The sequence below is a fragment of the Novosphingobium sp. AAP1 genome, assembly GCF_001295765.1.
GTDB lineage: Bacteria > Pseudomonadota > Alphaproteobacteria > Sphingomonadales > Sphingomonadaceae > Novosphingobium > Novosphingobium capsulatum.
The window spans coordinates 53293-75110 of record NZ_LJHO01000012.1 but is presented as its reverse complement, the minus strand read 5'-3'; the positions used below and the strand labels follow the sequence as shown (position 1 = coordinate 75110).

The 21818-nt window shown below is 66.8% G+C and carries 24 protein-coding genes; 7 read left to right on the top strand and 17 right to left on the bottom strand.

Features of this window, described 5'->3' with window-relative positions:
• Nucleotide 1: 1 nt before the first annotated feature.
• The 14 genes from IP65_RS17295 to IP65_RS17230 all read right to left on the bottom strand — a co-directional run bounded on the left by IP65_RS17295 (nt 2) and on the right by IP65_RS17230 (nt 11989).
• Nucleotides 2–274: a flagellar biosynthetic protein FliQ gene (locus tag IP65_RS17295; RefSeq protein ID WP_022678600.1), complete on the bottom strand. Its 273-nt coding sequence runs from the start codon at nt 272–274 to the stop codon at nt 2–4.
• A gap of 13 nt (nt 275–287) precedes the next feature.
• Nucleotides 288–1049: a flagellar type III secretion system pore protein FliP gene (gene fliP / locus IP65_RS17290; RefSeq protein WP_054132430.1), complete on the bottom strand. Its 762-nt coding sequence runs from the start codon at nt 1047–1049 to the stop codon at nt 288–290.
• Nucleotides 1050–1156: 107 nt separating this feature from the next.
• Nucleotides 1157–1429 carry a flagellar biosynthetic protein FliO gene (locus IP65_RS17285; protein WP_054132429.1) on the bottom strand — a complete coding sequence of 91 codons (273 nt, stop codon included), beginning with the start codon at nt 1427–1429 and terminating at the stop codon, nt 1157–1159.
• Complete coding sequence (fliN, locus tag IP65_RS17280; protein ID WP_022678603.1) at nt 1429–1704, bottom strand: flagellar motor switch protein FliN; 276 nt, start codon at nt 1702–1704, stop codon at nt 1429–1431. Before fliN ends, IP65_RS17285 begins: the two co-directional genes overlap by 1 nt.
• A gap of 23 nt (nt 1705–1727) precedes the next feature.
• Nucleotides 1728–2633: a FliM/FliN family flagellar motor switch protein gene (locus IP65_RS17275; protein WP_054132428.1), complete on the bottom strand. Its 906-nt coding sequence runs from the start codon at nt 2631–2633 to the stop codon at nt 1728–1730.
• Nucleotides 2634–2686: 53 nt separating this feature from the next.
• A complete protein-coding gene (fliL, locus tag IP65_RS17270; protein WP_054132427.1) occupies nt 2687–3286 on the bottom strand; it encodes a flagellar basal body-associated protein FliL in 600 nt (199 codons plus the stop codon).
• Between the two features lie 57 nt (nt 3287–3343).
• Entirely contained in the window at nt 3344–5119 is a 1776-nt protein-coding gene (locus IP65_RS17265; protein ID WP_156306678.1) for a hypothetical protein, read from the bottom strand.
• 38 nt (nt 5120–5157) lie between these two features.
• Nucleotides 5158–5637, bottom strand: coding sequence for a hypothetical protein (locus IP65_RS17260; RefSeq protein WP_054132425.1), 480 nt, complete (start codon nt 5635–5637; stop codon nt 5158–5160).
• 7 nt (nt 5638–5644) lie between these two features.
• Nucleotides 5645–7009, bottom strand: a complete 1365-nt coding sequence (locus IP65_RS17255) for a FliI/YscN family ATPase (RefSeq protein WP_054132439.1) — start codon at nt 7007–7009, stop codon at nt 5645–5647.
• A complete protein-coding gene (locus tag IP65_RS17250) occupies nt 7009–7635 on the bottom strand; it encodes a FliH/SctL family protein (RefSeq protein WP_231627761.1) in 627 nt (208 codons plus the stop codon). Before IP65_RS17250 ends, IP65_RS17255 begins: the two co-directional genes overlap by 1 nt.
• A complete protein-coding gene (gene fliG, locus IP65_RS17245; protein ID WP_022675420.1) occupies nt 7622–8647 on the bottom strand; it encodes a flagellar motor switch protein FliG in 1026 nt (341 codons plus the stop codon). Before fliG ends, IP65_RS17250 begins: the two co-directional genes overlap by 14 nt.
• Before the next feature lies 1 nt (nt 8648).
• Nucleotides 8649–10418, bottom strand: coding sequence for a flagellar basal-body MS-ring/collar protein FliF (gene fliF / locus IP65_RS17240; protein ID WP_022675421.1), 1770 nt, complete (start codon nt 10416–10418; stop codon nt 8649–8651).
• Nucleotides 10419–10421: 3 nt separating this feature from the next.
• Nucleotides 10422–10784 carry a flagellar hook-basal body complex protein FliE gene (fliE, locus tag IP65_RS17235; RefSeq protein ID WP_022675422.1) on the bottom strand — a complete coding sequence of 121 codons (363 nt, stop codon included), beginning with the start codon at nt 10782–10784 and terminating at the stop codon, nt 10422–10424.
• A complete protein-coding gene (locus IP65_RS17230; RefSeq protein ID WP_107717039.1) occupies nt 10781–11989 on the bottom strand; it encodes a sigma-54-dependent Fis family transcriptional regulator in 1209 nt (402 codons plus the stop codon). Before IP65_RS17230 ends, fliE begins: the two co-directional genes overlap by 4 nt.
• Between IP65_RS17230 and IP65_RS21760 the strand changes: the two genes are divergently transcribed.
• Both IP65_RS21760 and IP65_RS17225 read left to right on the top strand, forming a co-directional pair.
• Entirely contained in the window at nt 11988–12125 is a 138-nt protein-coding gene (locus IP65_RS21760; RefSeq protein WP_157089018.1) for a hypothetical protein, read from the top strand. The two genes, IP65_RS17230 and IP65_RS21760, sit on opposite strands and share 2 nt — an antisense overlap.
• A gap of 177 nt (nt 12126–12302) precedes the next feature.
• On the top strand, nt 12303–13184 hold the full coding sequence (locus IP65_RS17225; protein ID WP_022675424.1) for a flagellin: 882 nt from the start codon (nt 12303–12305) through the stop codon (nt 13182–13184).
• Between the two features lie 78 nt (nt 13185–13262).
• On the opposite strand, the gene IP65_RS17220 is transcribed toward IP65_RS17225, so the two are convergent.
• On the bottom strand, nt 13263–13925 hold the full coding sequence (locus tag IP65_RS17220) for a TetR/AcrR family transcriptional regulator (RefSeq protein WP_022675425.1): 663 nt from the start codon (nt 13923–13925) through the stop codon (nt 13263–13265).
• A gap of 103 nt (nt 13926–14028) precedes the next feature.
• Here IP65_RS17220 and IP65_RS17215 point away from each other — a divergent pair, with 103 nt between their 5' ends.
• The 5 genes from IP65_RS17215 to IP65_RS17195 all read left to right on the top strand — a co-directional run bounded on the left by IP65_RS17215 (nt 14029) and on the right by IP65_RS17195 (nt 19677).
• A complete protein-coding gene (locus IP65_RS17215) occupies nt 14029–15540 on the top strand; it encodes an efflux transporter outer membrane subunit (protein ID WP_197279272.1) in 1512 nt (503 codons plus the stop codon).
• 60 nt (nt 15541–15600) lie between these two features.
• Nucleotides 15601–16779, top strand: a complete 1179-nt coding sequence (locus tag IP65_RS17210) for an HlyD family efflux transporter periplasmic adaptor subunit (protein ID WP_054132423.1) — start codon at nt 15601–15603, stop codon at nt 16777–16779.
• 1 nt (nt 16780) lies between these two features.
• Nucleotides 16781–18292 carry a DHA2 family efflux MFS transporter permease subunit gene (locus tag IP65_RS17205; RefSeq protein ID WP_043609628.1) on the top strand — a complete coding sequence of 504 codons (1512 nt, stop codon included), beginning with the start codon at nt 16781–16783 and terminating at the stop codon, nt 18290–18292.
• Between the two features lie 278 nt (nt 18293–18570).
• Complete coding sequence (locus IP65_RS17200; protein WP_054132422.1) at nt 18571–19122, top strand: VOC family protein; 552 nt, start codon at nt 18571–18573, stop codon at nt 19120–19122.
• 84 nt (nt 19123–19206) lie between these two features.
• Nucleotides 19207–19677 (top strand): GNAT family N-acetyltransferase, encoded by a 471-nt coding sequence (locus IP65_RS17195; RefSeq protein ID WP_022676886.1) that lies wholly within the window; start codon nt 19207–19209, stop codon nt 19675–19677.
• A gap of 412 nt (nt 19678–20089) precedes the next feature.
• Here IP65_RS17195 and IP65_RS17190 read toward each other — a convergent pair whose 3' ends face one another.
• Entirely contained in the window at nt 20090–20926 is an 837-nt protein-coding gene (locus IP65_RS17190; RefSeq protein WP_054132421.1) for a flagellar motor protein MotB, read from the bottom strand.
• 15 nt (nt 20927–20941) lie between these two features.
• Nucleotides 20942–21805: a flagellar motor stator protein MotA gene (gene motA, locus IP65_RS17185; protein ID WP_054132420.1), complete on the bottom strand. Its 864-nt coding sequence runs from the start codon at nt 21803–21805 to the stop codon at nt 20942–20944.
• Nucleotides 21806–21818: the final 13 nt, after the last annotated feature.

The following is a 21818-nucleotide window of genomic DNA, read 5'->3' as shown; positions in this document are numbered from 1 at the left end:
GTTACTGCCCCGTCGCCGCGATCTGGGCGAACACGTCGGTCATGAAATCGGCGATCAGGCCCAGCATCGCCCCGCCCAGCAGCACCAGGATCAGCGCGGTCACCGCCAGCTTGGGCACGAAGGTGAGGGTCTGTTCGTTGACCGAGGTGGCCGCCTGGATGATGCCCACCACCAGGCCAACCGCCAGGCTGGCGAGCAACACCGGCGCGGCCACCAGCGCCGTGGTCCACAGCATGCGATCGGCAAGCGCGAGAAGCGAGGCCATGTCGTCCATGAAATCCGCGCTCCTAGCCGAAGCTCGATGCCAGGCTGCCCATCAGCAGCGCCCAGCCATCGACCAGCACGAACAACAGGATCTTGAACGGCAGGGACACCACCGTGGGTGACATCATCATCATCCCCAGGCTCATCAGCACCGAGGAAACCACCAGGTCGATCACCAGGAACGGCAGGAACAGCATGAAGCCGATCTGGAACGCCGTTTTCAGCTCGCTGGTCACGAACGCGGGCAGCAGGATCGAAAAGGGAATGTCGCGCGTCGCCTGGTAATGCGGTGCCTTGGCCATGTCGGTGAACATGAGCAGGTCACGCTGGCGCGTCTGCCGCACCATGAAGGCGTGGAATTCCATGCCCGCCGTGCCGATCGCCTGTTCGGCGTTAATCTGCCCGGTCGAATAGGGCTGGATCGCGTTGGCATTCACCTTGTCGAGCGTGGGCGCCATCACGAACAGTGAGAGAAACAGCGACAGCCCGATCAGGATCTGGTTGGGCGGCGATTGCTGCAGGCCCAATGCCGTGCGCAGGATCGAGAGCACGACCAGAATGCGGGTAAAGCTGGTCATCATCAGGATCAGCGAAGGCAGGATCGTGAGCAGCCCCATGATGAGCAGGAGCTGCAACGACAGCGACAGGCTGCCCTGCGACTGCGCCCCGGCGATCTGGCTGAACGCACGGTCCAGCGCGCCGGGAATGGCCGTCTGGCCCGGCGCGCTCTGGGCGAGGGCTGTAGTGGGGAGCAGCAGCAGTGTCAGTGCAAGGTAGCCCACCACCCCCCGGCCCCCTCCTCTGAAGAGGAGGGGGAGAAAGGGCCGATAAGCCCCCTCCCCTTCAGAGGAGGGGGTTGGGGGGTGGTGGATGCCGCCCACAACATTGCCCCTCACGCCACATCCTCCCGCTTGCGCGCCGGCGCTTCGGCCAGGCGCACCAGGCCGTTCTTCGAGGTGGACACCAGGATCTCGCGATCGTGGAATTCGATCACCGCCAGGCGCAGCGTGGGCGAAAGCATCTGCGTTTCCACGATCTTGACCGCGCGGCTGCCGGTGGAAGTGCCGAACTTGCCTTCAAAGCGCTTGGCCAGGCGCAGCGAGCCCCAGGCCATGCCGGCAATCAGCGGCAGCACGACCATCAGCTTGAGAATGTACCACAGCATCACGCCGCATCCTTGCGCGGGGCGTTTTCGCTGCCGGCCAGTTCGACGATGCGCAGGCCAAAGCGATCGCCCTGGGCAACCACTTCGCCGCGCGCGATCAGCTTGCCGTTGACCATCACGTCGAGCAGTTCATCGGTCAGCCGGTCGAGCATGACCACGCTTTCCTCGTTCAGCGCCAGCACGTCCTTGAGCTTCATCTCCGTGCGGCCCAGTTCGACGGTGAGGCGCACATCGACATCCTTGAGGAAATCGAAACCGCGCGGTTGAAACGACATTGTGAGAACCCCCAATTGAAATCTTAGAAAATCTGCGAAAGCTGCACGGCCAGGCGATCGTCCACCGCGCCCACCGTGCCATGGCCGATGGTCTGCCCGGCCACGCGCAAGGGCACGGCCCGCGCCACCGGCACCGGCAGGATCTGCCCCACTTCCAGCGCGGAGATCGCCGCCAGCGGCACCCGCATGTCGACCAGCACGGCGCTGAGCGGCAGCGGCACATCGGCAAAGGGTGCGGCGCGCGGATCGGCCGGGGCATGCTCGGCGCTGGCGGGCGGGCGCTCGCCATTGGCGAACAGCGCGGCCAGCGTGTCATAGGGAAAGGCCATCTCGATCGCCCAGGCCGGGCGGCCGGGCTCGGTGATCGAAAAGACCAGCGCGACGATATGCTCGTCGTTGCCGAACGGCGCCAGGTGATCGATGTTGCCTTCGCGGCGCAGCGGGCGGATCACGTCGGCAGTTTCGGCGCCCAATGCGCTGGCCAGGCACCCGGCCAGCATGGCTTCCAGGCGGTGCACCATCAGTTCGGCCGACAGCGGCAGTTCGCGCGGCAATTGCTGCGGTGCCACGCCGGCACCACCAAACGCGCGATCGACCAGCCGCAGCACCACTTCGCCGGCCACCATGCCCAGGATGCGGTCATTGGCCGCGCCCGCGCCAAACAGCGTATAGGCCCCCAGGTTGCGGTGGCCCATCACCTGCATCGTGGCGTAATCGGAATAGACGGTGCGTTCGGGACGGCTGCATTCCACCAGGGGTTCATCGCCGCCCAGCAACCCGGCCAGGGCGCTTCCCAATTCGCGCGCCAGCTTTTCGGCCGTGCGGCTGAGCGCCGTGACCAGGTCTGCCTGGCTCGCTCCGGGGCGCAGCAGTTGCGGGCAGTGGCTTGCCACTACCCGCTCTGCCACGAATTCCCGTTCAGGCTTCATCGTCTTGCTTCCCCATTGCCCGTAAAATGCCCGTCAATCCGCAAACCTGCGGCTCACTGCACGATGAATTGCTTGAAATAGACCGCATCCACCCCGCCAAAGCCTTCGGTGTCGGTCAGCACCTTGTTGATCGCGGCGGTCATGCGCTGTTGCAGGCGCTGCTTGCCCTGGGTGGTTTCCACGTCGGTATCGGGCGTATCGGCCAGGACGGTGAGCAGGGCCGAACGGATCGCCAGCTCGTGCTTCTTCATCCACATCACCACGCGATAATCGCGGCGCGTCGATGCCGCGATCGAGGCCTGGACCAGGCGATCGCTGTCCTTGAGGTTCGAGGTGAAATCGTCGGAAAACGAATAGTAGACGGTGCGGTATTCGCTGCCGCCTTCGCCTTCCACTTCCTTGGCCCCGCCTTCGCCTTCGCCGCCTTCCTTGGCGACGGGGGCATAGGGGTCTTCCTCGCCCTTGCGGATCAGCTTGGGCTTGTTGTCTTCATGGATGACCACTTGCGGCCCACCCAGGATGTGCAGGGCAAACAGGGCATAGACCCCGCCACCACCCATTACCAGCGTGGCCACGACCACGCCGATGAGCACCACAAGACCGCCCTTTTTCTTCTTGGGCGCGTCCTTGTCCTTTTCCTTCTTGTCGCTCATGCCGGTTCCTTGATCGTCAGATGGCCAGGGGATTGAGGCGTCGATTTACGCGCAGGATCACGCGTAGACGCCGCCCTGGGCCGTGTCGGGCTCGTCGCTCCGGTCCGGCGCGCGGCGGGCGGCAAGGCCCGCGCTGTCCGGCGCCGCGGCGCGTTGCGGCTGGCGCGGATCGCCACCCTGGCCCTGTGAAGGGGTTTGTGATTGTGACTGGCCGGCAAAGGCCTGGCCCGCGCCGTTCTGGCCCGAAGTGTTCTGGCTCGATGCGTTTTGGCCGGCCGGGTTCTGGCCAGCCGAGTTTTGGTTGGCGGCAGTGCCGGCGTCCGCACGGCTGGCTGCCAGCACGGCGGGGGCAAAGCCGGGATCGGCGCTGGCCATGGTCACGGTGAGCCCATCGTCCTTTTGCCGGAACTGCAGATCGATCCGCCCGAACGTGCCATGCGCCAGCGTGGCAGCCACCGTGGCGCCCTGGCCATCCTGGCGGGCACGGGCCACGGCATCGACCAGCGCGGCAACCTGCGCGCCGGGGATAGTGGCGGCAGGCGCCGGACCAGTGATGGCTGGCGTAGCCACTGGCTGGGGCGCGGCCACGGCGAGGGCGGAAAGGGGCAGCGGCGCCACGGCAGTGGCGCTGGCTGGTGCCAGGGGCGTTGCGGCCGGTTCGGTTTCGGCCGGCGACGCTGGCTCGGCAGCAACTGGCTGCTGCGGCTGGCGCGCCGCCAGCACCTGTTGCGTCGCGATCTGCGCAGTGGGCACAGCAGGCGCCGCGGCGTGCGCGATCGTGGTGGCAACCGGGGCAGGCGCCGGGGCAGCCGCTGCGGCTTGCGGCACCAGTGCCAGCGGTTCAGCCACGGTAGCGGCGGGCGTGGTGCTATCGGCTGGCGCAAGCGGCAGCGGTGTCGCCAGCCCGGCCGGCATCATGGGGTTCGTCGGCGTTTCCGGGCGAGGCTGGCCAGCCTGGGGCACGGCCATCGGCCCGGGCGCGGCTGGTTGCGCAAGCGCTGGCTGCATCGCTCGCGCCGGTGCCGTGGCATGCGCGATGGCCTGCTCTGGCGCGGGCGTGGCCGGGGCGGCAGGCAGCGTGATCGGCGTGGGGATGCTGGCCAGGGCCAGGCTGGCTGCGGCCGGGGCCGCGACAGGGGCGGCAGGCGTTGCATCGCCGGGTGCCGCCGGGGTGGCGGCTGCGGCGGTTTCGTCTGCTGCCAGATCATCGGCATCGGCCTTTGCATCAGGACTGGCGGCGTGGCGCAGGGCCAGCAGGCTGGCCATCGCGCGATGCGTCACCACCGGCATGGCGGTCGGCGGCGTTGCCTCTGGCACAGCGGGCGCCGAATCTGGCGTGACGGGCGGCGCTGCGCCGTGCAGGGGTGCCGGCATCGCTGCGGACGGCAGCACTTGCGCGGGTGCTGGTAGGGGCGCAGGCGCAGTGCCGGCGACAGGCTGGCTTGCCATCGGCGTGGCAACAACCGGTGCGACGACAACCGGCGCAGGGCTCGGCGCTACGGCGGGAGCCGCCGCCACAGCCACAGCTGAGTCGGGAGCGGGCGCTTTAGGCGTGACGGCCTTGCCGTTTGCCGGCAAGATATTGCCGGTTTCGGCCAGCAGGCTTGCCGTGGCCGGTAGCGGCAGTTCCGCCGGGGTGGCAGGCGCGCTCAGCTCGGCCGGAATGGCGGCGGTGGCGGGCAGGGCCGCTGGCAGGGTCTCTGCCGTGTCGAGAAGCGCAGCAAATCCGGTGGTTTCGCCCGGTTGCGCCGGTCCGACGACAATCGCTGCCGTCACGCCCGCCATGATGGCGGGGGCGGATGAAGCGGCAGTGGGGGTGGCAATCGATACCATCGCGGTACAAGCTCCTGGGCGGTATGCCCACGGTTAATTCAAGAGCCGTGCCAATCGCGCGAATGCGGCATAGGGATGGTTTCGGATGCGGGGTCTTCGCGGTTGCGTGCGGCGCCCAGCGGGGTGCCGGCCTGGGCGCGGACTCGGGCCAGGGCCTGCGCCTCTGCCGCGATGCGATCGGCCACGGCAGCGCGGCGGCGCTCGGCCGCGGCCACTTCGGCGGCGCGGGCATCGGCAATGCGGCGGGCGGTGTCGATTTCGCCGGCAGTGCTGCGGGCAATGCGTTCGAGACCCGCGCGAAATGCGCCAAGGTGGGCCAATGCCGCACCATCATCGGCATCGGTGCGCGCGGCATAGCTGTCTGCCAGCGTGCCGGTGCGCTCGGCCAGGTGCTGCAGCTGGGCCAGCGTGCTCTCGGCCTGGCCAGCGGCCAGCATCGCCTGGCGATGGCCGATCTCGCGCAGCTTTTCCAGCCGGCGCAGCCGCACCAGCCGCTGGTTGCGGGCCTTGATCGTCATGGCGCGCTCAGCCGCCCAGCAACTGGGTCAATTGGTTAATGCAGCTGTCCAGTGGCACGATGTCCTGCGCGGGTTGCATCAGGAAATCGGCCAGCGCGCCGTGCATGGCGATCGCCTGGTCCAGCTGCGGGTCGGCCCCCTGGCGATAGGCCCCCATCAGCACCAGATCGCGGTTGGCCTCATAGGCGGCGATCAGCGCGCGAAACTGCCGGGCCAGGGCCTGATGCTGCGGGCTGGTGATGTCGGTCATCACCCGGCTGAGCGAGGCGGGAATGTCGATCGCGGGATAGTGCCCGCGCTGCGCCAGATCGCGCGAGAGCACGATGTGCCCATCCAGGATCGAGCGGGCGGTATCGACCACCGGATCGTCCTGGTTGTCGCCATCGGCCAGCACGGTGTAGAGCCCGGTGATCGAGCCGCCACTCGCCGCCGAATTGCCGGCGCGCTCGACCAGCTTGGTGATCGTCGCCAGCGCCGAAGGGGGATAGCCGCGCGCCGCGCCGGGTTCGCCCAGCAGCAGCGCGATTTCGCGCCCGGCGTGGGCCACGCGCGTCAGGCTGTCCATGATCAGCAGCACGCGCCGCCCCTGGGCGCGGAAGTATTCGGCCAGCGCGGTGGCCATCATCGCCCCACGAATGCGCAGGTTGGGCGCATGGTCGGCCGGCACGGCGATCACCGCGCTGTGCGCGCGCTTGTTGCCGGCCATGTGCCGCTCGACAAAGTCCGACACTTCGCGGGCGCGCTCGCCGATCAGGCCGACGATGACGATTTCGGCCTGGGCGCCATGGGCGACCATGTCGAGCAGGACAGATTTGCCCACGCCCGATCCGGCCATGATGCCGATGCGCTGGCCCACGCCGAACGTGGTCAGGGCGTTGAGCGCGCGCACCCCGGTATCGAATGATTGCCGCACCGGGCTGCGATCGAGCGCGCCGGCGCGCACGCCGCCGGCCGGCCATTCGGCATGGGTGGCGAGCGGCGGTCCGCCATCGATGGGGTGGCCTTCGCCATCCACCGCGCGGCCCAGGAACGCCTCGCCCACCGGCACCATGCCAGGCCGCCCTTCGGGCCGCACATAGGCGCCCGGGCGCAACAGCACCGGATCGCCCAGCAGCATCATCAGGCTGCGGCCATTGCGAAAGCCGATCACTTCGGCCGCCAGATCGCCGCGCCCGTGGGCGATGCGGCATTGCGTGCCGATCGGCACCGACAGGCCCGACACTTCCAGCAGCCCGCCATCGCAGGCGCTGAGCCTGCCATAGCGGCGCGGGGCAAGATCGGGATGGGCGCCGGCCAGGCGCGCCAGCAGCGGCAGCGCGGGATGCAGGCCACCGATGGGGCGATCAAGGCTGCTGCCATCGGCTGGCGGCATCAGCATTGCCGCAGCGCCTCTTCCACCGCGCGGCGCCATTGCAGCGGGCCATCTTCCACCCCGCCCAGCGCGCCATCGACGCGCACCGCGCCGCGTTCCAGGCTGGAATCGGGCTCGCAGTGCCAGTCTTCGGGCAAGTGCTGGCCCACCAGTGCCAGGTCTTCGGGATGGAGGCGGATCACGCGGGCATCTTCGGCGCGGGCGAGCATCTGCGCGGCGCGGCGCACGCGCTGCTCCAGCGCGGCGGGATCGATCGCGGCATCGGCCAGCACCGCCTCGCACAGGGCCAGCACGGTCTGGCGCAGGCGCTGCTCCAGCGCGTCGATCTGCGCGGCGTCCATCGCGCGCAATGCGCTTTCGATACGGTGGCGCGCGGCGTCCTGGGCGGCGGCATCGGCCTGTGCCTGGGCCAGTGCGGCAGCCTGGCCGGCGGCAAAACCATCAGCGCGGGCGCGCTCGATCGGGTCTTCGCGTTCGGGCATCGCGGCAAATTCGGCCGGGGGCGCCACGGGGATGCGGGCAAAGCGCGGGTCGAGCGTAAAGCCCTGCGATTGCGCCGGCACCGCGCCCCAGGCGCGCAGCGTGCGCCCGGGTTCGGGAATGCGCAGCAGGTCAGACATAGTCATCGTCACCCGAACCGAACACGATTACCCCTTCGGCCGAAAGGCGGCGGGCGGCGGTGATCATGGCCTTTTGCGCCTCGGTCACTTCGGCGCGCTTGAGGCGGCCGCGCGCGGCGATCTCGTCGCGCACGCCATCGGCGGCGCGGCTCGACATGGCGCGGAAGAACACTTCGCGCTGCGGTTCCTCAATGCCCTTGAGCGCGGCGATCAGCGTGTCGCTGTCCACTTCGCGCAGCATGGCGCCCATCGATTGCGCATCCAGCACATAGAGATGTTCGAACTTGAACATCTCGTTCTCGATTTCCTTGGCCAGGGCTTTGTCCATCTTGGTGAGTTCGGGCATGACCCGCTTCTCCACCGCCTTGGCTGCGGCGTTGATGATCTCGGCCGCCTCGCGCGGGCCACCCATGGTCAGGGCAGAGCGGCTGTGGATCGCCACGATGCGGCGCGTCAGCACCTCTTCCAGCATACGCAGCGCCTCGGCCGAGACCTTGCCCAGCGTAGCGATGCGGTGGACCACCTGGGTCTGGATCGTTTCGGGCAGGCCGTGCAGCACGGCGGCGGCCACTTCCGGGTCGATCTGCACCAGCAGCACGGCAATTGCCTGGGGGTGCTCGCCGCGCACCAGTGGGATCAGCACTTCGGGGTTGAGCCAGCGCGCCAGTTCGAGTGCCGAGGTATCCTGCGCCGCTTCGGGCGCGATGCGGTGCATCAGGTTGACGGCCTTCACCTCGCCCACCGCGCGCGTCATCAGATCGCGCACCTGGCCCACGCGATCGTGCGCGGTCAGGCCCAGGCGCTCGGTCCGCTCGACAAAGCCGGTGATCGACTGGGCAATGGCCACCGGGCCGATCTCGCCCAGCGCGCACATCTTTTCCCCCAGCAGGCGCAGTTCCTTGGGATCGAGCTGCGCCAGCAGATCGGCGGCCTGCTGGTCTTCCAGCAGCATGACCATGACGGCGGCCAGTTCGGGATCGGTCATGCTGCCCAAACCCTCTGCCATGTCGCTGTCCATGTTATGAGGCGCCTTCTTCGCTCGGTTCCTTCAGCATCTGGCGCAGCACGGCCACGGCGCTGTCGGGCTTTTCCTGGACCAGGCGCTGGGCCAGGCCCACCTGGCGGCTGAGCAGTTCGGTATCGATCGCGCCGGTTTCATCTTGCGCTGGCGCCAGCATCGGCTTGATCATGCCAGTGGTGGGCCCAGGGCCGATCTCGCGGCTGGGGCGCGGGGCGTTGGGATCGGCAGCGCCCTCGGCGCGTGCGGCGTTGGCCTCCTCTGCGTCCTCGTCGTCCTCATCGCTGGCGGCGGCCTTGCCCTTCCTGCGGGCGTCCTTGCCCTTGGCCGATGCACCGCCATCGCGGCGCAGCGCCTTGATCAGCGGGCGCACGCCCAGCAGCAGCGTCAAAAGCACCGCCACCAGTGCCACGCCGTTGCGCACCGCCATGGCAAACCAGGGCTGTTCATAGAACTTGGGCGGGGTAATGTCGGCTGGGTTGAACGCGCGCACCGCCACGGCCACCTGGTCCCCGCGCGTGGGATCGGCGCCTACGGCCGCGCTCACCAGCTGCTTGATCTGGTCGATCTCGGCAGGCTTGGCCTTGGCCAGCACGGCCGAAGACAGCGCCACCGCCACGGTCAGGCGGCGGATCTTGCCCGGCGTGTTGTTGGTCACCGCCACTTCGCGGCCCAGTTCATAGGTTTTCGAAGACGAACTTTCGCCATTGCTGGGCGCCGCGCCCGAGGGGCTGGGCGAGGGCGTGCCCTGCGGCGCGCCGACGGCAGCCGTGGTCGGTGCGGGCGGGGTGTTGGACAAGACACCCGGCACCCCCACCGCGCCCGGCCCGCTGGTCTGCGAGGCCGATTGCTGCTCGGTGCGCACGGCGCCCTGCTTGTCATAGCTTTCGCGGGCAGAGGTCACCTGGTCCATGTCCAGATCGACCTGCACCTCGCTGGAAAAGTTGCCTTCGCCCAGCATCGGGGTCAGCAGCTGGGAAATCTGCTCGCGCAGTTTGTCTTCCAGCCGGCCCTGGATTTCCAGGCGATCAGCATCGCCCGGCTTGTCGGCCGACAGCAGGCGCCCGTGCTGGTCGATCACCTTGACCGCATCGACCGAGAGTTCCGGCACCGATCCGGCCACCAGGTTGACGATCGCCGAAACCTGGCTGGTGGCCAGTTGCCGCCCCTTGGCCAGGCGCACCATGACCGAGGCAGAGGGCGCGGCGGTATCGCGCACGAAGACCGATTTTTCCGGCTGGGCCAGGTGCACACGCACCGCCTCCACCCCGTCGATCTGCATGATGGTCAGTTCCAGCTCGCGCTCGCGCGCGGCTTGCAGCCGCTGCCCTTCCAGGGTGCGGCTGGCCCCCATCGGCAGCTTGTCGATCATCTGCTCGCCGGTTTCGGGTGTGGCCACCGCGCCATCGGATGCCGCCACCATGCGCGCCTTGTAGAGGTCGTTTTCCCCCACGGTGATCGCGCCGGTGGAATTGTCGATGTGATAGGCGATCGCCGCCTTGTCGAGCGCGGCCGTCACCTGCGCGCGCTCTGCATCCGACAGATCGGAATAGAGCATGCGCTGCGGCGCGGGCGCCATGGTCAGCCACAGCAGCCCGGTCAGCCCGGCGGCGGTAATCCCGCCGAACCAGGGCAGCATGCGGCGCAGCGGCGGCTGGCGCAGGAATGCGCCCATCCGTGCCGGCAGGGCACCGCCGGCGGGATCGGTCAAAGGGGCCAGAAGCGAGGGTGGCGGGCTGCCACCGGCCCCCACGGGAACCAGATCGGCCATCTATCAGACCCCCATCCGCATGATGTCCTGGTAGGCGGTCAACAGCTTGTTGCGCACCTGCAGCGTGGCTTCAAAGGCAACGCCGGCTTCCTGGCGCGCCAGCATCACCTTGGCGACATCGACCGTCTCGCCCTTTTCATAGGCCGCGCTGATGCCGTCGGCCTTGGTCTGGCTGGCATTGACCGTGTCGAGCGCCGACTTGAGCGCGTCAGTAAAGCCACCGGTCGGCGAATTGGTTTCGGCCGGTAACCCGCTTTCAGGCGTGCGGATCTGTTGCAGCAGGTGCGAGCGATCGATGATCTGCTGGCGCATGGCCATGATCTGCTGGATGCCGCCCCCGGCGCCTATGCCGTTGATCGCGCTCATCGCCGGCCTCCCGCCACGGCAATGCCGGCTTCACGGAAGCTGGCCAGGCGATAGCGCAGGGTGCGTTCGGAAATGCCCAGTTGGCGCGCCGCTTCCACGCGGCTGCCGCCGCAGGCTTCCAGCGTGGCCAGGATCGCGCGCGCTTCGGACAGCTGGACAATGTTGGACAGCTTGCCCGCCTGGGGCGCGCGCACTTCGGCCAGCGCCGCATCGCTGGCGGGGCTGCGCGCGGGGCGATCGAACACGATATGCTCAGGCCCGATTTCGGCCTGGTCGCCCGCCAGCAGCAGGGCGCGGCGCACCACGTTTTCCAGCTCGCGCACATTGCCGGGCCAGCCGTGGCAGCCCAGCATGGCCAGCGCCGCGTCCGACAGCCAGGGCAGCGGCCGATCGGCCGGCGCATGGCGCATCATCAGGGCAAAGGCCAGCGGCGCGATATCATCGGGCCGCTCGGCCAGTGCGCGCAGCGTCAGCGGAAAAACGTTGAGCCGGTAATAGAGATCGGCGCGGAACCGCCCGTCTTCCACCTCGGTTGGCAGATCGCGGTTGGCGCAGGCGATGATGCGCACGTCCACCTTGACCGGCTGGGTCGCGCCCAGTGGCACCACTTCGCCTTCCTGCAGCGCGCGCAGCAGCTTGGCTTGCAGCGACAGCGGCATTTCGGCGATTTCATCCAGCAGCAGCGTGCCGCCATGGGCCGCGCGGAAAAAGCCTTCGCCCGCCGCGCTGGCGCCGGTGAACGCGCCCTTCTGGTGGCCGAACAACAGCGCTTCCAGCATGGTTTCGGGCATCGCGGCGCAGTTGACGCCGATGAACGGCTTGTCGTGGCGCGGGCTGGCGGCGTGGATGAACCGGCTCAACACTTCCTTGCCGGTGCCGGTGGGGCCGTTGATCAGCACGGGGATGTCGCTGACGGCCAGACGCTCGGCCAGCGCCAGAATTGATAGGGTTTCGGGATCGGCGGCAATCGGCATGCCGGGCGCGGTTGCGCAGGCGATGATCGCGGCCAGCGCGCTTTCCGACAGCGGATCGGCATAGCGCACCACGTGGCGCTTGCCATTGGCCATGCGCGCCAGCGCCGGCTGCGCCCCGCGTTCCAGCACCACCGCCGGGCGGCGCGGATCGAGCGCGCCCACATCGGTCGAATCGGCCAGCACAGGCAGGGGGCCCATGCCCGGCGTATTGAGCACCGCTGCAGCGCGCATGATCAGCGCGCCGTGGCGCGCCTGCGCCTGCCCGCTTATCGGCAATCTGTCGCCGCAATCGCTGTTCATCACTTTGACCCCCGTCTTAACCATATCCACGACGCTGTTTTTCGCGCGAAACCGTCAAATGGTGTGAAACTTTAAGATCAGCGACCGTGCTAAGTGGAAACACGTATATGGCGCCGCCGCAAAACCGCTGACCGGCAAGATTTTGCCCTTAAATTGCCGCCCATCCTGCCGGTCTTTGCCGTGCAGCCGGTCAATCCCTGGACTGGCAGCGATTGGGGTCTGTCCCGAAAATCGGAGAAACATCATGGCGGTAATCAACACCAACGTCAGCGCCATCAAGGCGGCCAACGCTTCCAACTCGGCAAGCAAGCTGGCTGCAACCGCGATGGAACGGCTGTCGACCGGCAAGCGAATCAATAGTGCCAAGGACGATGCCGCGGGCCTGGCCATTTCCACGACCATGACCGCGCAGATCACCGGCATGTCGCAGGGCGTGCGCAACGCCAACGACGGCATCTCGATGGCGCAGACGGCCGAAGGCGCGCTCAGCGAAGTGACCAACATGCTGCAGCGCGTGCGCGAACTGGCCGTGCAGTCGAAGTCTGACACCTACCAGCAGTCTGACCGCGACGCGATGCAGTCGGAAGTCTCGAACCTGAATGCCCAGATTTCCGACGTGCTCAACAATACCGAGTTCAACGGCAACAAGGTGTTCAAGGTTGCTGGCGGCACGGCAGCCACCGACGGCAGCGACGACGTCAAGAGCTCGATCCAGACCGGTGCCAACACCACCGACACGGTCGACCTCGTCAGCAAGGCGTTTTCGGGCGTCAACCTGTTCGGCGGCACCGACACGTCCTACAGCGCCACCTCGACCACCCAGGCGCTCGACGTGTCCGACACCGGCAAGGCTTCGACCACGATGGACAACGTCGATGCCGCGCTCAAGGAAGTGAACGCCACGCGCGCCACGCTGGGTGCTGGCCAGAACCGCCTCAGCTCGGTGGTCAACAACCTGAACGACAACATCACCAACCTGTCGGATGCCCGTTCGCGTATTCAGGATACCGACTACTCGGCCGAAACCACCCAGATGGCCAAGGCGCAGATCCTGGCCCAGGCTTCGACCGCAATGATCTCGCAGGCCAACCAGAACCAGCAGAACGTGCTGACGCTGCTGCGCTGATCCCAGCTGCCAATACCCGGTTCTCCACGGTGCCGGCGATTCCCCTGGGGATCGCCGGCCATCGTCGTTGTTGGGGGATCAGGTCCTTGGCTGGCCGGTATTTGGCTGGTGCAGCAGCCCGTGGGCAAAGATGCGCGCGGCGTGCGCGGCGTGGTGGCGAATCGTTTCCGTGTCGGGCGCCGGCATCACACCCACCGCCACGCGCATGTGCAGCTTGCCCCGCACCATGCCCAGGAACTGGTCTGCTGCCAGGCGCGGATCTGGCAGGGCCAGGCCGCGCTGGCCGGCCACGCGTTGCAGCACGGCCGCCAGGGTAGTGCCGGCAATTTCCGGCCCGCAGCGAAAGAACATCTCTGCCGCTTCGTGGAATTGCACCCCGTCGGCATGGACCATGCGATAGACATCGATCGAGCGCTGGCTGCACAGCCCGGACAGGAAGCGCGTGCCGAAATCGGTAAGAATGCCCTCAAGGTCATCCGATTCGGTTTCCGCCAGTTCCTGAAGCGAGGCCATGACCGCGCCGCAGCCGCGCATCAGCACCGCTTCAAACAACTGCTCCTTCGATGGAAAATACTTGTAAAGCGTGGCCTTGGAACCGCCCAGCTCGGCCGCGATGGCTGACATCGAGGTGGCGCCATAGCCCGTCTGCGTGAACACCTGCGTGGCCACGGACAGGATGTTTTCCCGCCGCTCATCGGGCGAACAGCGTTTGAGTCTGCAATTGGACGGGTTAGTGACCATTCCGTACACATAGCTGTTGACAGGCGCAGTGCAAGGGCGCAGTTGAAGATTAGTGACCGATCCGTACACGGTCGTCCCGTTCCCGATTGCGCAAAGGCCCTGCATGACTGCCTCCCCCGCCGGTCTTTCCAACCGCGCGTCAGCCCTGTTTTCCGCCGCGTTTTCCGCCGCCGCGATTCGGCCGTTCCGGCGCGCGCCGCTGGTGAGTGGCCTGGCCATGGCGGGCCTGCTGGCCGGCTGTGCCCCCGTTCCCGATCTTGGCCAAAAGCCGGCGCTGCGCCAGGCAACCGCCAGCGATCTGGCGCTGCCCGCGTCCGCGCCAGCACAGGCGGTGACGCCAGCCGATTGGCCTGCGGCCGATTGGTGGCAGGCGTTGCGCGATCCGCAGCTGTCCGCGCTGATCGCGGAAGGCGTGGCCAATTCTCCCACGCTGGCCCAGGCCGATGCCCGCCTGCGCGCCGCGCGCGGTCTCGCCCAGGAGAGCGGGGCGGCTTTGCTGCCCGGCATTTCCGCCACCGCCAACGCGGCCGAAGCCAAGCAGAGCTACAACAACGGCATTCCCCCGGCCTTCGTGCCGCAGGGCTGGAACGATACCGGTGCGGCCTCGCTCAGTCTCAGCTACGAACTCGATTTCTTTGGCAAGAACCGCGCCGCCCTGCGCGCCGCCACGTCAGAGGCGCAGGCCGCCGAATATGAGGCGCAGGCCGCGCGCCTCGCCATCGCCACAGGCGTTGCCGATGCCTATGCCACCCTGGCCCGCGCCGCAGCCGCGCGCGATGTGCGGGCCCAGGCGCTGCAACTGCGCGAGGATACCGCCAAGCTGGTGCGCCAGCGCGTGGTCAACGGCCTCGATACCCGCGCCGAACAGCGCCAGGCAGAAGCCGGCATCCCCGTCGCCCGCGCCGATCTGGTTGCCGCGGACGAGGCGATTGCCCTGGCCCGCCATGCCCTGGCGGTGCTGATCGGCGCGCCGCCGGCGCGCGGCGATGCGATCGCCCTGCCACAGCTTGCCACGCTCGCGCCGCAGGGCCTGCCCGCCAACCTGGCGCTCGATCTGGTTGGCCGCCGTGCCGATGTCGCTGCCGCGCGCGCGCGGGCAGAAGCGGCTGCGGCGCGGGTGCAGGTGGCGCATGCCGCGTTCTATCCCAACGTCAACCTGATGGGCTTCATCGGCGTGCAGGCGCTTGGCCTCAGCAACCTGACGGCCAGCGGTTCGGATGCCGGATCGATCGGCCCGGCGATCAGCCTGCCGCTGTTTTCGGGCGGGCGCATCGCCGGTGGCTATCGCCAGGCGCGTGCCAGCTATGACGAGGCCGTGGCGAGCTATGACGATACGCTGCTCAAGGCGCTGCGCGACGTGGCCGATGCCGCTGCCACGCGGCAATCGATCGATGCCCAGCGTGCCCAGTTGCAACAGGCGGTGGCCGCCTCTGACGATGCCTATCGCATTGCCCGCCGCCGGTACGAAGCCGGCCTGTCCACCTATCTGTCGGTGCTGTCGGCACAGGATGCCCTGCTCGCCAACCGGCGCCTGCTTGCCGATCTGCAGGCGCGCACCCTGTCTGCCCACGTGGCGCTGGTGCGCGCCCTGGGCGGCGGCTTCCGCGCCGGCTGACCGCCGACGCGCTGCCGTTTGCCTGATCCCTGTTCTTCTTTCTGATGCCGAGACCCGCCCATGGCTGACATTGAACCCAACTTTCCCGATACGGACCAGGCCTCCAGCAAGGCCGATGCGCGCAAGGCCGCGCGCAAGCGTGGTTTCCTGATCTTTGCCGGTGTCGTGGCGCTGGTCGCGGCCGGCGTCGGCATCTACGAATGGATCGAAGGCGGGCGTTATGTCGAAACCGACAACGCCTATGTCGCGGCCGAAGTGGCACAGGTGACGCCGCTGGTCGCCGGCCCGGTGCGGCGCGTGGCGGTCAACAACACGCAAGTCGTCCGCAAGGGCGACGTGCTGGTGGAACTCGATCCCACCGACGCCAAAATCGCCCTGGCCGCGGCCGAGGCGGACTATGCCGACGCGCTGCGCAAGGTGCGCCAGACCATTGCCACCGGCACCGCGCTGTCGGCCCAGGTGGGCGAGAAGCAGGCCGATATCGCCCGCATGACCGCGCAAGTGCAGGTGGCCATGGCCGATGTGCAACGCGCCGAGATTGACCTCAAGCGGCGCCAGTCGCTGGTGGGCGACGGGGCGGTGTCGGGCGAGGAACTGACCACCGCGCGCAATGCTTATGCTTCTGCGCAAGGCCAGCTTGCCGCCGCCCGCGCCAACCTGGCCGCGGCCCAGGCCGCGCGTGGCACCGCCAATGGCCAGGAAGCGGCCAATGCCGCATTGGTCACTGGCACCACGCCGGAAACCAATCCGCAGGTGCTGGCGGCCAAGGCCAGGCTTGACCAGGCGCGCATCAATCTCGATCGCACGGTGATCCGGGCCCCGGTCAGCGGCGTTGTCACCCAGCGCACGGTGCAGGTGGGGCAAAGCGTGGCGGTGGGCAGCCCTATGATGACCATCGTGCCGATCAGCCAGGCCTATGTCGATGCCAACTACAAGGAAAGCCAGTTGGCCCATGTGCGTCCCGGCCAGCCGGTCACGCTGACATCGGATCTCTATGGCGATGATGTGGTCTATCACGGGCGCGTCGTGGGCTTTTCCGGCGGCACCGGTTCGGCGCTGGCCGTGATCCCGGCGCAGAATGCCACGGGCAACTGGATCAAGGTGGTGCAGCGCCTGCCGGTGCGCGTCGCGCTCGATCCGCACGAGCTGGGTGCGCACCCGCTGCGCATCGGCCTGTCGATGGACGCCACGATCGATACGCGCCCTGAAAAGGACCGGTCGCAGACCGGGCAGAACTGACATGGCTGGCGGACCGCCGATGGGCTTTGGCGATGGGCCGGCGCCGCTCAAGGGCGCCAAGCTGGCGCTCGGCGGCTTTGCGCTGGCGCTGTCGAACTTCGTCGTGCTGCTCGATATCACCATCGCCAACGTGTCGGTGCCGCATATCGCCGGCAGCCTGGCGGTGTCGCCCACGCAGGGCACCTGGGTGCTCACGTCCTATGCCGTGGCCGAGGCGATCTGCGTGCCGTTGACCGGCTGGCTCGCGCGCACGTTTGGCGCGGTGCGGGTGTTCATCATGGCACTGCTGGGCTTTGGCCTGTTTTCGATGCTGTGCGGCATGGCCGGCAGCCTGAGCCTGCTGATCGCGTTCCGCGTGTGCCAGGGGCTGTGCGGCGGCCCGATCATGCCGATGACGCAGACCTTGCTGCTGCGCATCTTTCCCAAGGACAAGGGCGGCGCCGCGCTGGGCCTGTGGGCGATGACCGTGGTGGTCGCGCCGATTGCCGGACCGATCTGCGGTGGGTTCATTTCCGACAACTGGTCGTGGCACTGGCTGTTCTTCATCAACATTCCGCTCGCCGCATTCTCGCTGATCGTCGCCTGGCGGCTGGTGCGGCCGTACGAAACTCCCACCCAGAAATCGCCGATCGATTTCGTCGGTCTTGCGCTGTTGGTGATTTGGGTTGGTTCGCTGCAGATCATGCTCGACAAAGGGCGCGAGGAAGACTGGTTTTCCAGTGGCTTCATCATCACGCTCACCGTGGTCGCGATCATTGGCTTCATCTCGTTCCTGATCTGGGAATTGACCGAAGATCACCCGATCATCGACCTCTCGGTATTCCGCAACCGCGGGTTTACCGTGGCCGTGGTGACGCAGTGCGTGGCCTATGCGGCGTTCTTCTCGTTCATCGTGCTGATCCCGCTCTTCCTGCAAACCAACCTCAACTACACCGCCACCTGGGCAGGTCTGGCGGTGGGCTGGGTCGGTGTCCTGGCAGTGGTCTTTTCGCCGATCGTGGCGCGGTTCGTGGGCAAGGTCGATACGCGCGGGCTGATCTCGTTCGGCATCCTGTGGCTGGCCGTAGTCGCCTGGCTACGCACGCGCTGGGTGACTGACATGGGCTACTGGACCATCGCCTTTCCGCAGATGCTCCAGGGCCTGGGTATGCCGTTCTTCTTCGTCGGTTCCACCGCGCTGGCGATGGCTTCGGTGCGGCCCGACCAGACCGCATCGGGCGCGGGCATCCAGAACTTCATGCGCACGATGGCCGGCGCCTTTGCCACTTCGATGTCCACCACGCTGTGGGAACATTTCACCAAGTACAACCGCGCCGAACTGGTCGGGCTGATTCATCCGCCCACGCACACCGGCCTGCCGGCCGCGCAGGCGAGCATGATGTTGAGCCAACTGGTGCAGACCGAGGCGGTAACGCTCGCCACGCGCCAGGTCTTCATGGTGTGCACCATCGTCCTGTTCGTCTCGGCCGGGATGATCTGGCTGGCCCCCAAGCCGGGGCGGAAAAAGGGGTAGGGTGCGCAAGCCACTTCACGGGAAATCACCCGGCAATGGCGGAAATCGCCCAATCCTGGTCGATCAGGTCTTGAACTCGCGATCCCGAAAGTTGCCGATTGTTGGCCCGGATCAGTCCTGATTTCTCATGCCTGAGACGCACATTCGGAAAAGCGGAATCGGGAACATATTTTGGGAAAGCGAATGCACCGAACGGCTTCCAACCCGAACGTGGGAGGGCACCGATCTCTCAAAAAAGGTTCCTTCTCGGGAGGCGGCCGACGCGTTAAGGCGTCATTATGAGGATCATATTCGTCATGCTGTTGGCATCAGTTGCCGCCGGGGCGCAGGCCCAGACAGCGCAGGCGCGGCCCGGTGAGAGTGCAACAATGAACGACGCATCAAACGTGATCGCCGTGGACCACACGGGCTTTGCTGTATCGTCTTTGGACGAAGCCATTCGGTTTTGGACGGAAGCGCTCGGTTTCACACTTGAGCGACAAGCCGAGATGGGGGGCGACTTCCTGCATCAAGTCACAGGTGTCGATGATCCGAGTGTGAAAACGGCGATCGTCAGGGCGCCAAACGGTTACGTGGTCGAACTGTTGCAATATTCAAAGGGACGCCAGAACGGGGCGGTGCCCGATAGCGCGGGGGCGATCGGTGCGGCGCACCTAGCTCTGACCGTGAAGGATATCCATGCCGCTATAGCCCGCGTCGAGGCAGCAGGATGGAAGGCGAAGGGTAGCCCGCTGCCAATCGCAGGTGGTCCCCGCAAGGGAACTTTGGTGACCTATGTTTCAGGCCCTGATCATATCACGATAGAGCTTATGCAGCCACCAGCCCGCTGATGTATCCTGCCGAAGTTTCCCGCTTCATCATCGGTTTTGGGAAGGGACGTTTGCCGAGTTTCACGTTGAGCGTATCAGTGGCGCATGTTGATCCGAGCGTTTGAGCCGAGCGACGCGGATGCGCTCGCAGACCTATTCCATATGTCGGTCCACCACGCCGCAATTAGCGATTACTCGCCGGAGCAGGTTGTCGCCTGGAGTCCGTCCAGGCCAGATGCCAAACGCTATGTGGAACAAGCGATTGGCCGAACATTTCTGGTCGCCGTTGGCGACGATGGCACGGTCATTGGCTACGGTGATCTTGAGCCGAACGGGCATATCGATCATCTCTACTGCCGCCCCGACTTCGTAGGCACGGGCGTCGGCTCTGCGATCTATGCCGCTTTGGAAAACGTCGCCACGGATGCGGGGATCGAGACGCTTTTCGTAGAGGCCAGTGAAGGCGCCCGCCGGCTCTTCGAGCGTCGTGGGTTTAGCGTCGATGGTCGGAATGACCTCACCATAGGCGGGGTCGCGATCCACAATTACCGCATGTCGAAGTCGCTTACCCGTTAGCCGTCTCTCGCCGGCTTTCCCGTTTCTTGATCGTTTTTGGGAAGGCAGCTATCGCCCGCGCCTTCCCGAAAGCTGCCTGTTCGTTTTTCGCCACTTTTAGTCCATTTCTTCGTCATTCCCGCGCAGGCGGGAATCCAGTTTCGGCGTGGTCTCAATCGCCCGAAGCCACTGGATTCCGGCCTGCGCGGGAATGACGAAGTCGGAGGCGGCAAAGGCAACTCTTCACTACCATCAGCCGTTCGACGCCGGGCTATCTGGATCGGCCAGTCTGCGATCCCCGCCGCTCTGCCCTGAAAATCCCACACGAAGCCACGAAGACACGAAGAAGGGTCTTTCCTTCGTGTCTTCGTGGCTTCGTGTGACTCCATGACAAAGCACCACGCCCGGTCTCTCGCTTGGCACCGCAACCGGCTCAATCCAGCAGCAGGATCGACATGCGGCGGTTGCTCGGGTCGTTGGGGCTGTCGGGCACCAGCGGTTCGCGGTCGGCCACGCCTTCGATCCGTTGGAAGCGGGCCTCGCCCACGCCGTTGCGCATCAGCGCCTGGCGCGTGGCTTCGGCGCGGCCGGCCGATAGCGACCAGTTGTTGGCCGGGTCGCCAGGCTTCCACTGCAGCGCATCGGTATGGCCGCGCACGGTCAGGCCGCCGGGTTCGGGTGCGATGGCCTGGCCGATCGCCCGGATCAGTTCCAGCGCATCGGGCGTCAGGATCGTGGTGCCCAGGCGGAACATCGAGAAGTGCGCATCGTCGAGCATGTCGATGCGGATGCCCTCGGGCGTCATCGTCATGTGCACTTGCTTGGCCAGCTGGCGCAGCTTCTCATTGGCATCCAGCTTTTCCTTCAGCCGCTGCTGCATCACCTGGGTGCGCTTCATCTTCGATCCGCCATCCTTGGGGCCGCCGGTGGCATCGCGCGGAATGGTCATCGTGCGCGTGCCGGTCTGCCCGGCGCGGTGGGGATAGTTGTCGGCATCGGTCAGCGACGAGCCGCCCAGCAGCCCGTCAGACCCGGCGCTGCCCTTGCGCGTCTTGACCAGGGTGGGGGTGAAATAGTCGGCAATGCCCTTGCGCTGTTTTTCGGTGGTTGCGCCCAGCAGCCACATCAGCAGGAAGAACGCCATCATCGCGGTCACGAAATCGGCATAGGCCACTTTCCAGGCCCCGCCGTGATGGCCGCCGGCCACCACGGTGATCTTCTTGACGATGATCGGCTTGGGCGCGTCCTTGCCTTTGGGTGGCTTGGCCATGGCGATCCCTTTCGCTTAGCGGCCGCGCAGCGCGTCGAGCAGTTCCGACAGGCCGGGCCGGAACGCATGGCCCAGGCCCGAACGCGCGCTTTCCACCACCAGCGGCTGCGGCCAGCCATGTAGCGATGACACGATCACCTGCTTGACCGCCTGGTAGATCATCGCATCCTGATCGAGCACCTGCTTGAGCCGGCCAGCCAGCGGCGCGACGATGCCATAGGCCAGCAGCACGCCCATGAACGTGCCGACCAGGGCCGAACCGATCATCGCGCCCAGCACCGTGGGTGGCTTGTCGATCGAGCCCATGGTCTTGACCACGCCCAGCACGGCGGCCACGATGCCCAGCGCGGGCAGGGCGTCGGCCAGGCCCTGGAGGGCGTGCTGCGCTTCTTCCTGCTCGTGAAAATGGGTTTTCATCGCGTGGTCCATCACGTCTTCCACGGCATGCACTTCCAGCGTGCCGGACGACACGACGATCAGGGTCAGCGTATCGCAGATCAGCGAGACCAGCGCGCTATGGGCCAGGATGCGCGGATATTCGGCAAACAGGGCCGAGCTTTTGGGATCGGCCACATGGCTTTCCAGCGCCACCGGGCCATCGCTGCGCAGGATCTTCATCAGCTTGGCACACAGCACGATGGCATCGACATGGTCCTGCTTGTTGTGCTTGGGGCCCTTGAACACTTTGCCTAGGCCCGCGCCGATGCCCTTCAGTTCGTGCATGGAATTGCCGGTGATCGTGGCGCCCAGCGCCGCGCCGCCGATGATGAGCATTTCGTGGGGTATGGCTTCGGCCACCGGGCCGATTGCGCCACCGGTGATGATGAAGCCGCCAAAAACCATGGCGAGCAGGACGACGATGCCGATACCAGCAAACATGAAGCGGTGACCC

What these genes read in the sequence shown, in the direction of transcription:
- IP65_RS17295 (WP_022678600.1), bottom strand. Translation starts at nt 274, where the DNA reads ATGGACGACATGGCCTCGCTTCTCGCGCTTGCCGATCGCATGCTGTGG.
- IP65_RS17285 (WP_054132429.1), bottom strand. Translation starts at nt 1,429, where the DNA reads ATGCTGTGGTACATTCTCAAGCTGATGGTCGTGCTGCCGCTGATTGCC.
- fliN (WP_022678603.1), bottom strand. Translation starts at nt 1,704, where the DNA reads ATGTCGTTTCAACCGCGCGGTTTCGATTTCCTCAAGGATGTCGATGTG.
- IP65_RS17275 (WP_054132428.1), bottom strand. Translation starts at nt 2,633, where the DNA reads ATGAAGCCTGAACGGGAATTCGTGGCAGAGCGGGTAGTGGCAAGCCAC.
- fliL (WP_054132427.1), bottom strand. Translation starts at nt 3,286, where the DNA reads ATGAGCGACAAGAAGGAAAAGGACAAGGACGCGCCCAAGAAGAAAAAG.
- IP65_RS17265 (WP_156306678.1), bottom strand. Translation starts at nt 5,119, where the DNA reads ATGGTATCGATTGCCACCCCCACTGCCGCTTCATCCGCCCCCGCCATC.
- IP65_RS17260 (WP_054132425.1), bottom strand. Translation starts at nt 5,637, where the DNA reads ATGACGATCAAGGCCCGCAACCAGCGGCTGGTGCGGCTGCGCCGGCTG.
- IP65_RS17255 (WP_054132439.1), bottom strand. Translation starts at nt 7,009, where the DNA reads ATGCCGCCAGCCGATGGCAGCAGCCTTGATCGCCCCATCGGTGGCCTG.
- IP65_RS17250 (WP_231627761.1), bottom strand. Translation starts at nt 7,635, where the DNA reads ATGACTATGTCTGACCTGCTGCGCATTCCCGAACCCGGGCGCACGCTG.
- fliG (WP_022675420.1), bottom strand. Translation starts at nt 8,647, where the DNA reads ATGGACAGCGACATGGCAGAGGGTTTGGGCAGCATGACCGATCCCGAA.
- fliF (WP_022675421.1), bottom strand. Translation starts at nt 10,418, where the DNA reads ATGGCCGATCTGGTTCCCGTGGGGGCCGGTGGCAGCCCGCCACCCTCG.
- fliE (WP_022675422.1), bottom strand. Translation starts at nt 10,784, where the DNA reads ATGAGCGCGATCAACGGCATAGGCGCCGGGGGCGGCATCCAGCAGATC.
- IP65_RS21760 (WP_157089018.1), top strand. Translation starts at nt 11,988, where the DNA reads ATGATCAGCGCGCCGTGGCGCGCCTGCGCCTGCCCGCTTATCGGCAAT.
- IP65_RS17230 (WP_107717039.1), bottom strand. Translation starts at nt 11,989, where the DNA reads ATGCGCGCTGCAGCGGTGCTCAATACGCCGGGCATGGGCCCCCTGCCT.
- IP65_RS17225 (WP_022675424.1), top strand. Translation starts at nt 12,303, where the DNA reads ATGGCGGTAATCAACACCAACGTCAGCGCCATCAAGGCGGCCAACGCT.
- IP65_RS17220 (WP_022675425.1), bottom strand. Translation starts at nt 13,925, where the DNA reads ATGGTCACTAACCCGTCCAATTGCAGACTCAAACGCTGTTCGCCCGAT.
- IP65_RS17215 (WP_197279272.1), top strand. Translation starts at nt 14,029, where the DNA reads ATGACTGCCTCCCCCGCCGGTCTTTCCAACCGCGCGTCAGCCCTGTTT.
- IP65_RS17210 (WP_054132423.1), top strand. Translation starts at nt 15,601, where the DNA reads ATGGCTGACATTGAACCCAACTTTCCCGATACGGACCAGGCCTCCAGC.
- IP65_RS17205 (WP_043609628.1), top strand. Translation starts at nt 16,781, where the DNA reads ATGGCTGGCGGACCGCCGATGGGCTTTGGCGATGGGCCGGCGCCGCTC.
- IP65_RS17200 (WP_054132422.1), top strand. Translation starts at nt 18,571, where the DNA reads ATGAGGATCATATTCGTCATGCTGTTGGCATCAGTTGCCGCCGGGGCG.
- IP65_RS17195 (WP_022676886.1), top strand. Translation starts at nt 19,207, where the DNA reads ATGTTGATCCGAGCGTTTGAGCCGAGCGACGCGGATGCGCTCGCAGAC.
- IP65_RS17190 (WP_054132421.1), bottom strand. Translation starts at nt 20,926, where the DNA reads ATGGCCAAGCCACCCAAAGGCAAGGACGCGCCCAAGCCGATCATCGTC.
- motA (WP_054132420.1), bottom strand. Translation starts at nt 21,805, where the DNA reads ATGTTTGCTGGTATCGGCATCGTCGTCCTGCTCGCCATGGTTTTTGGC.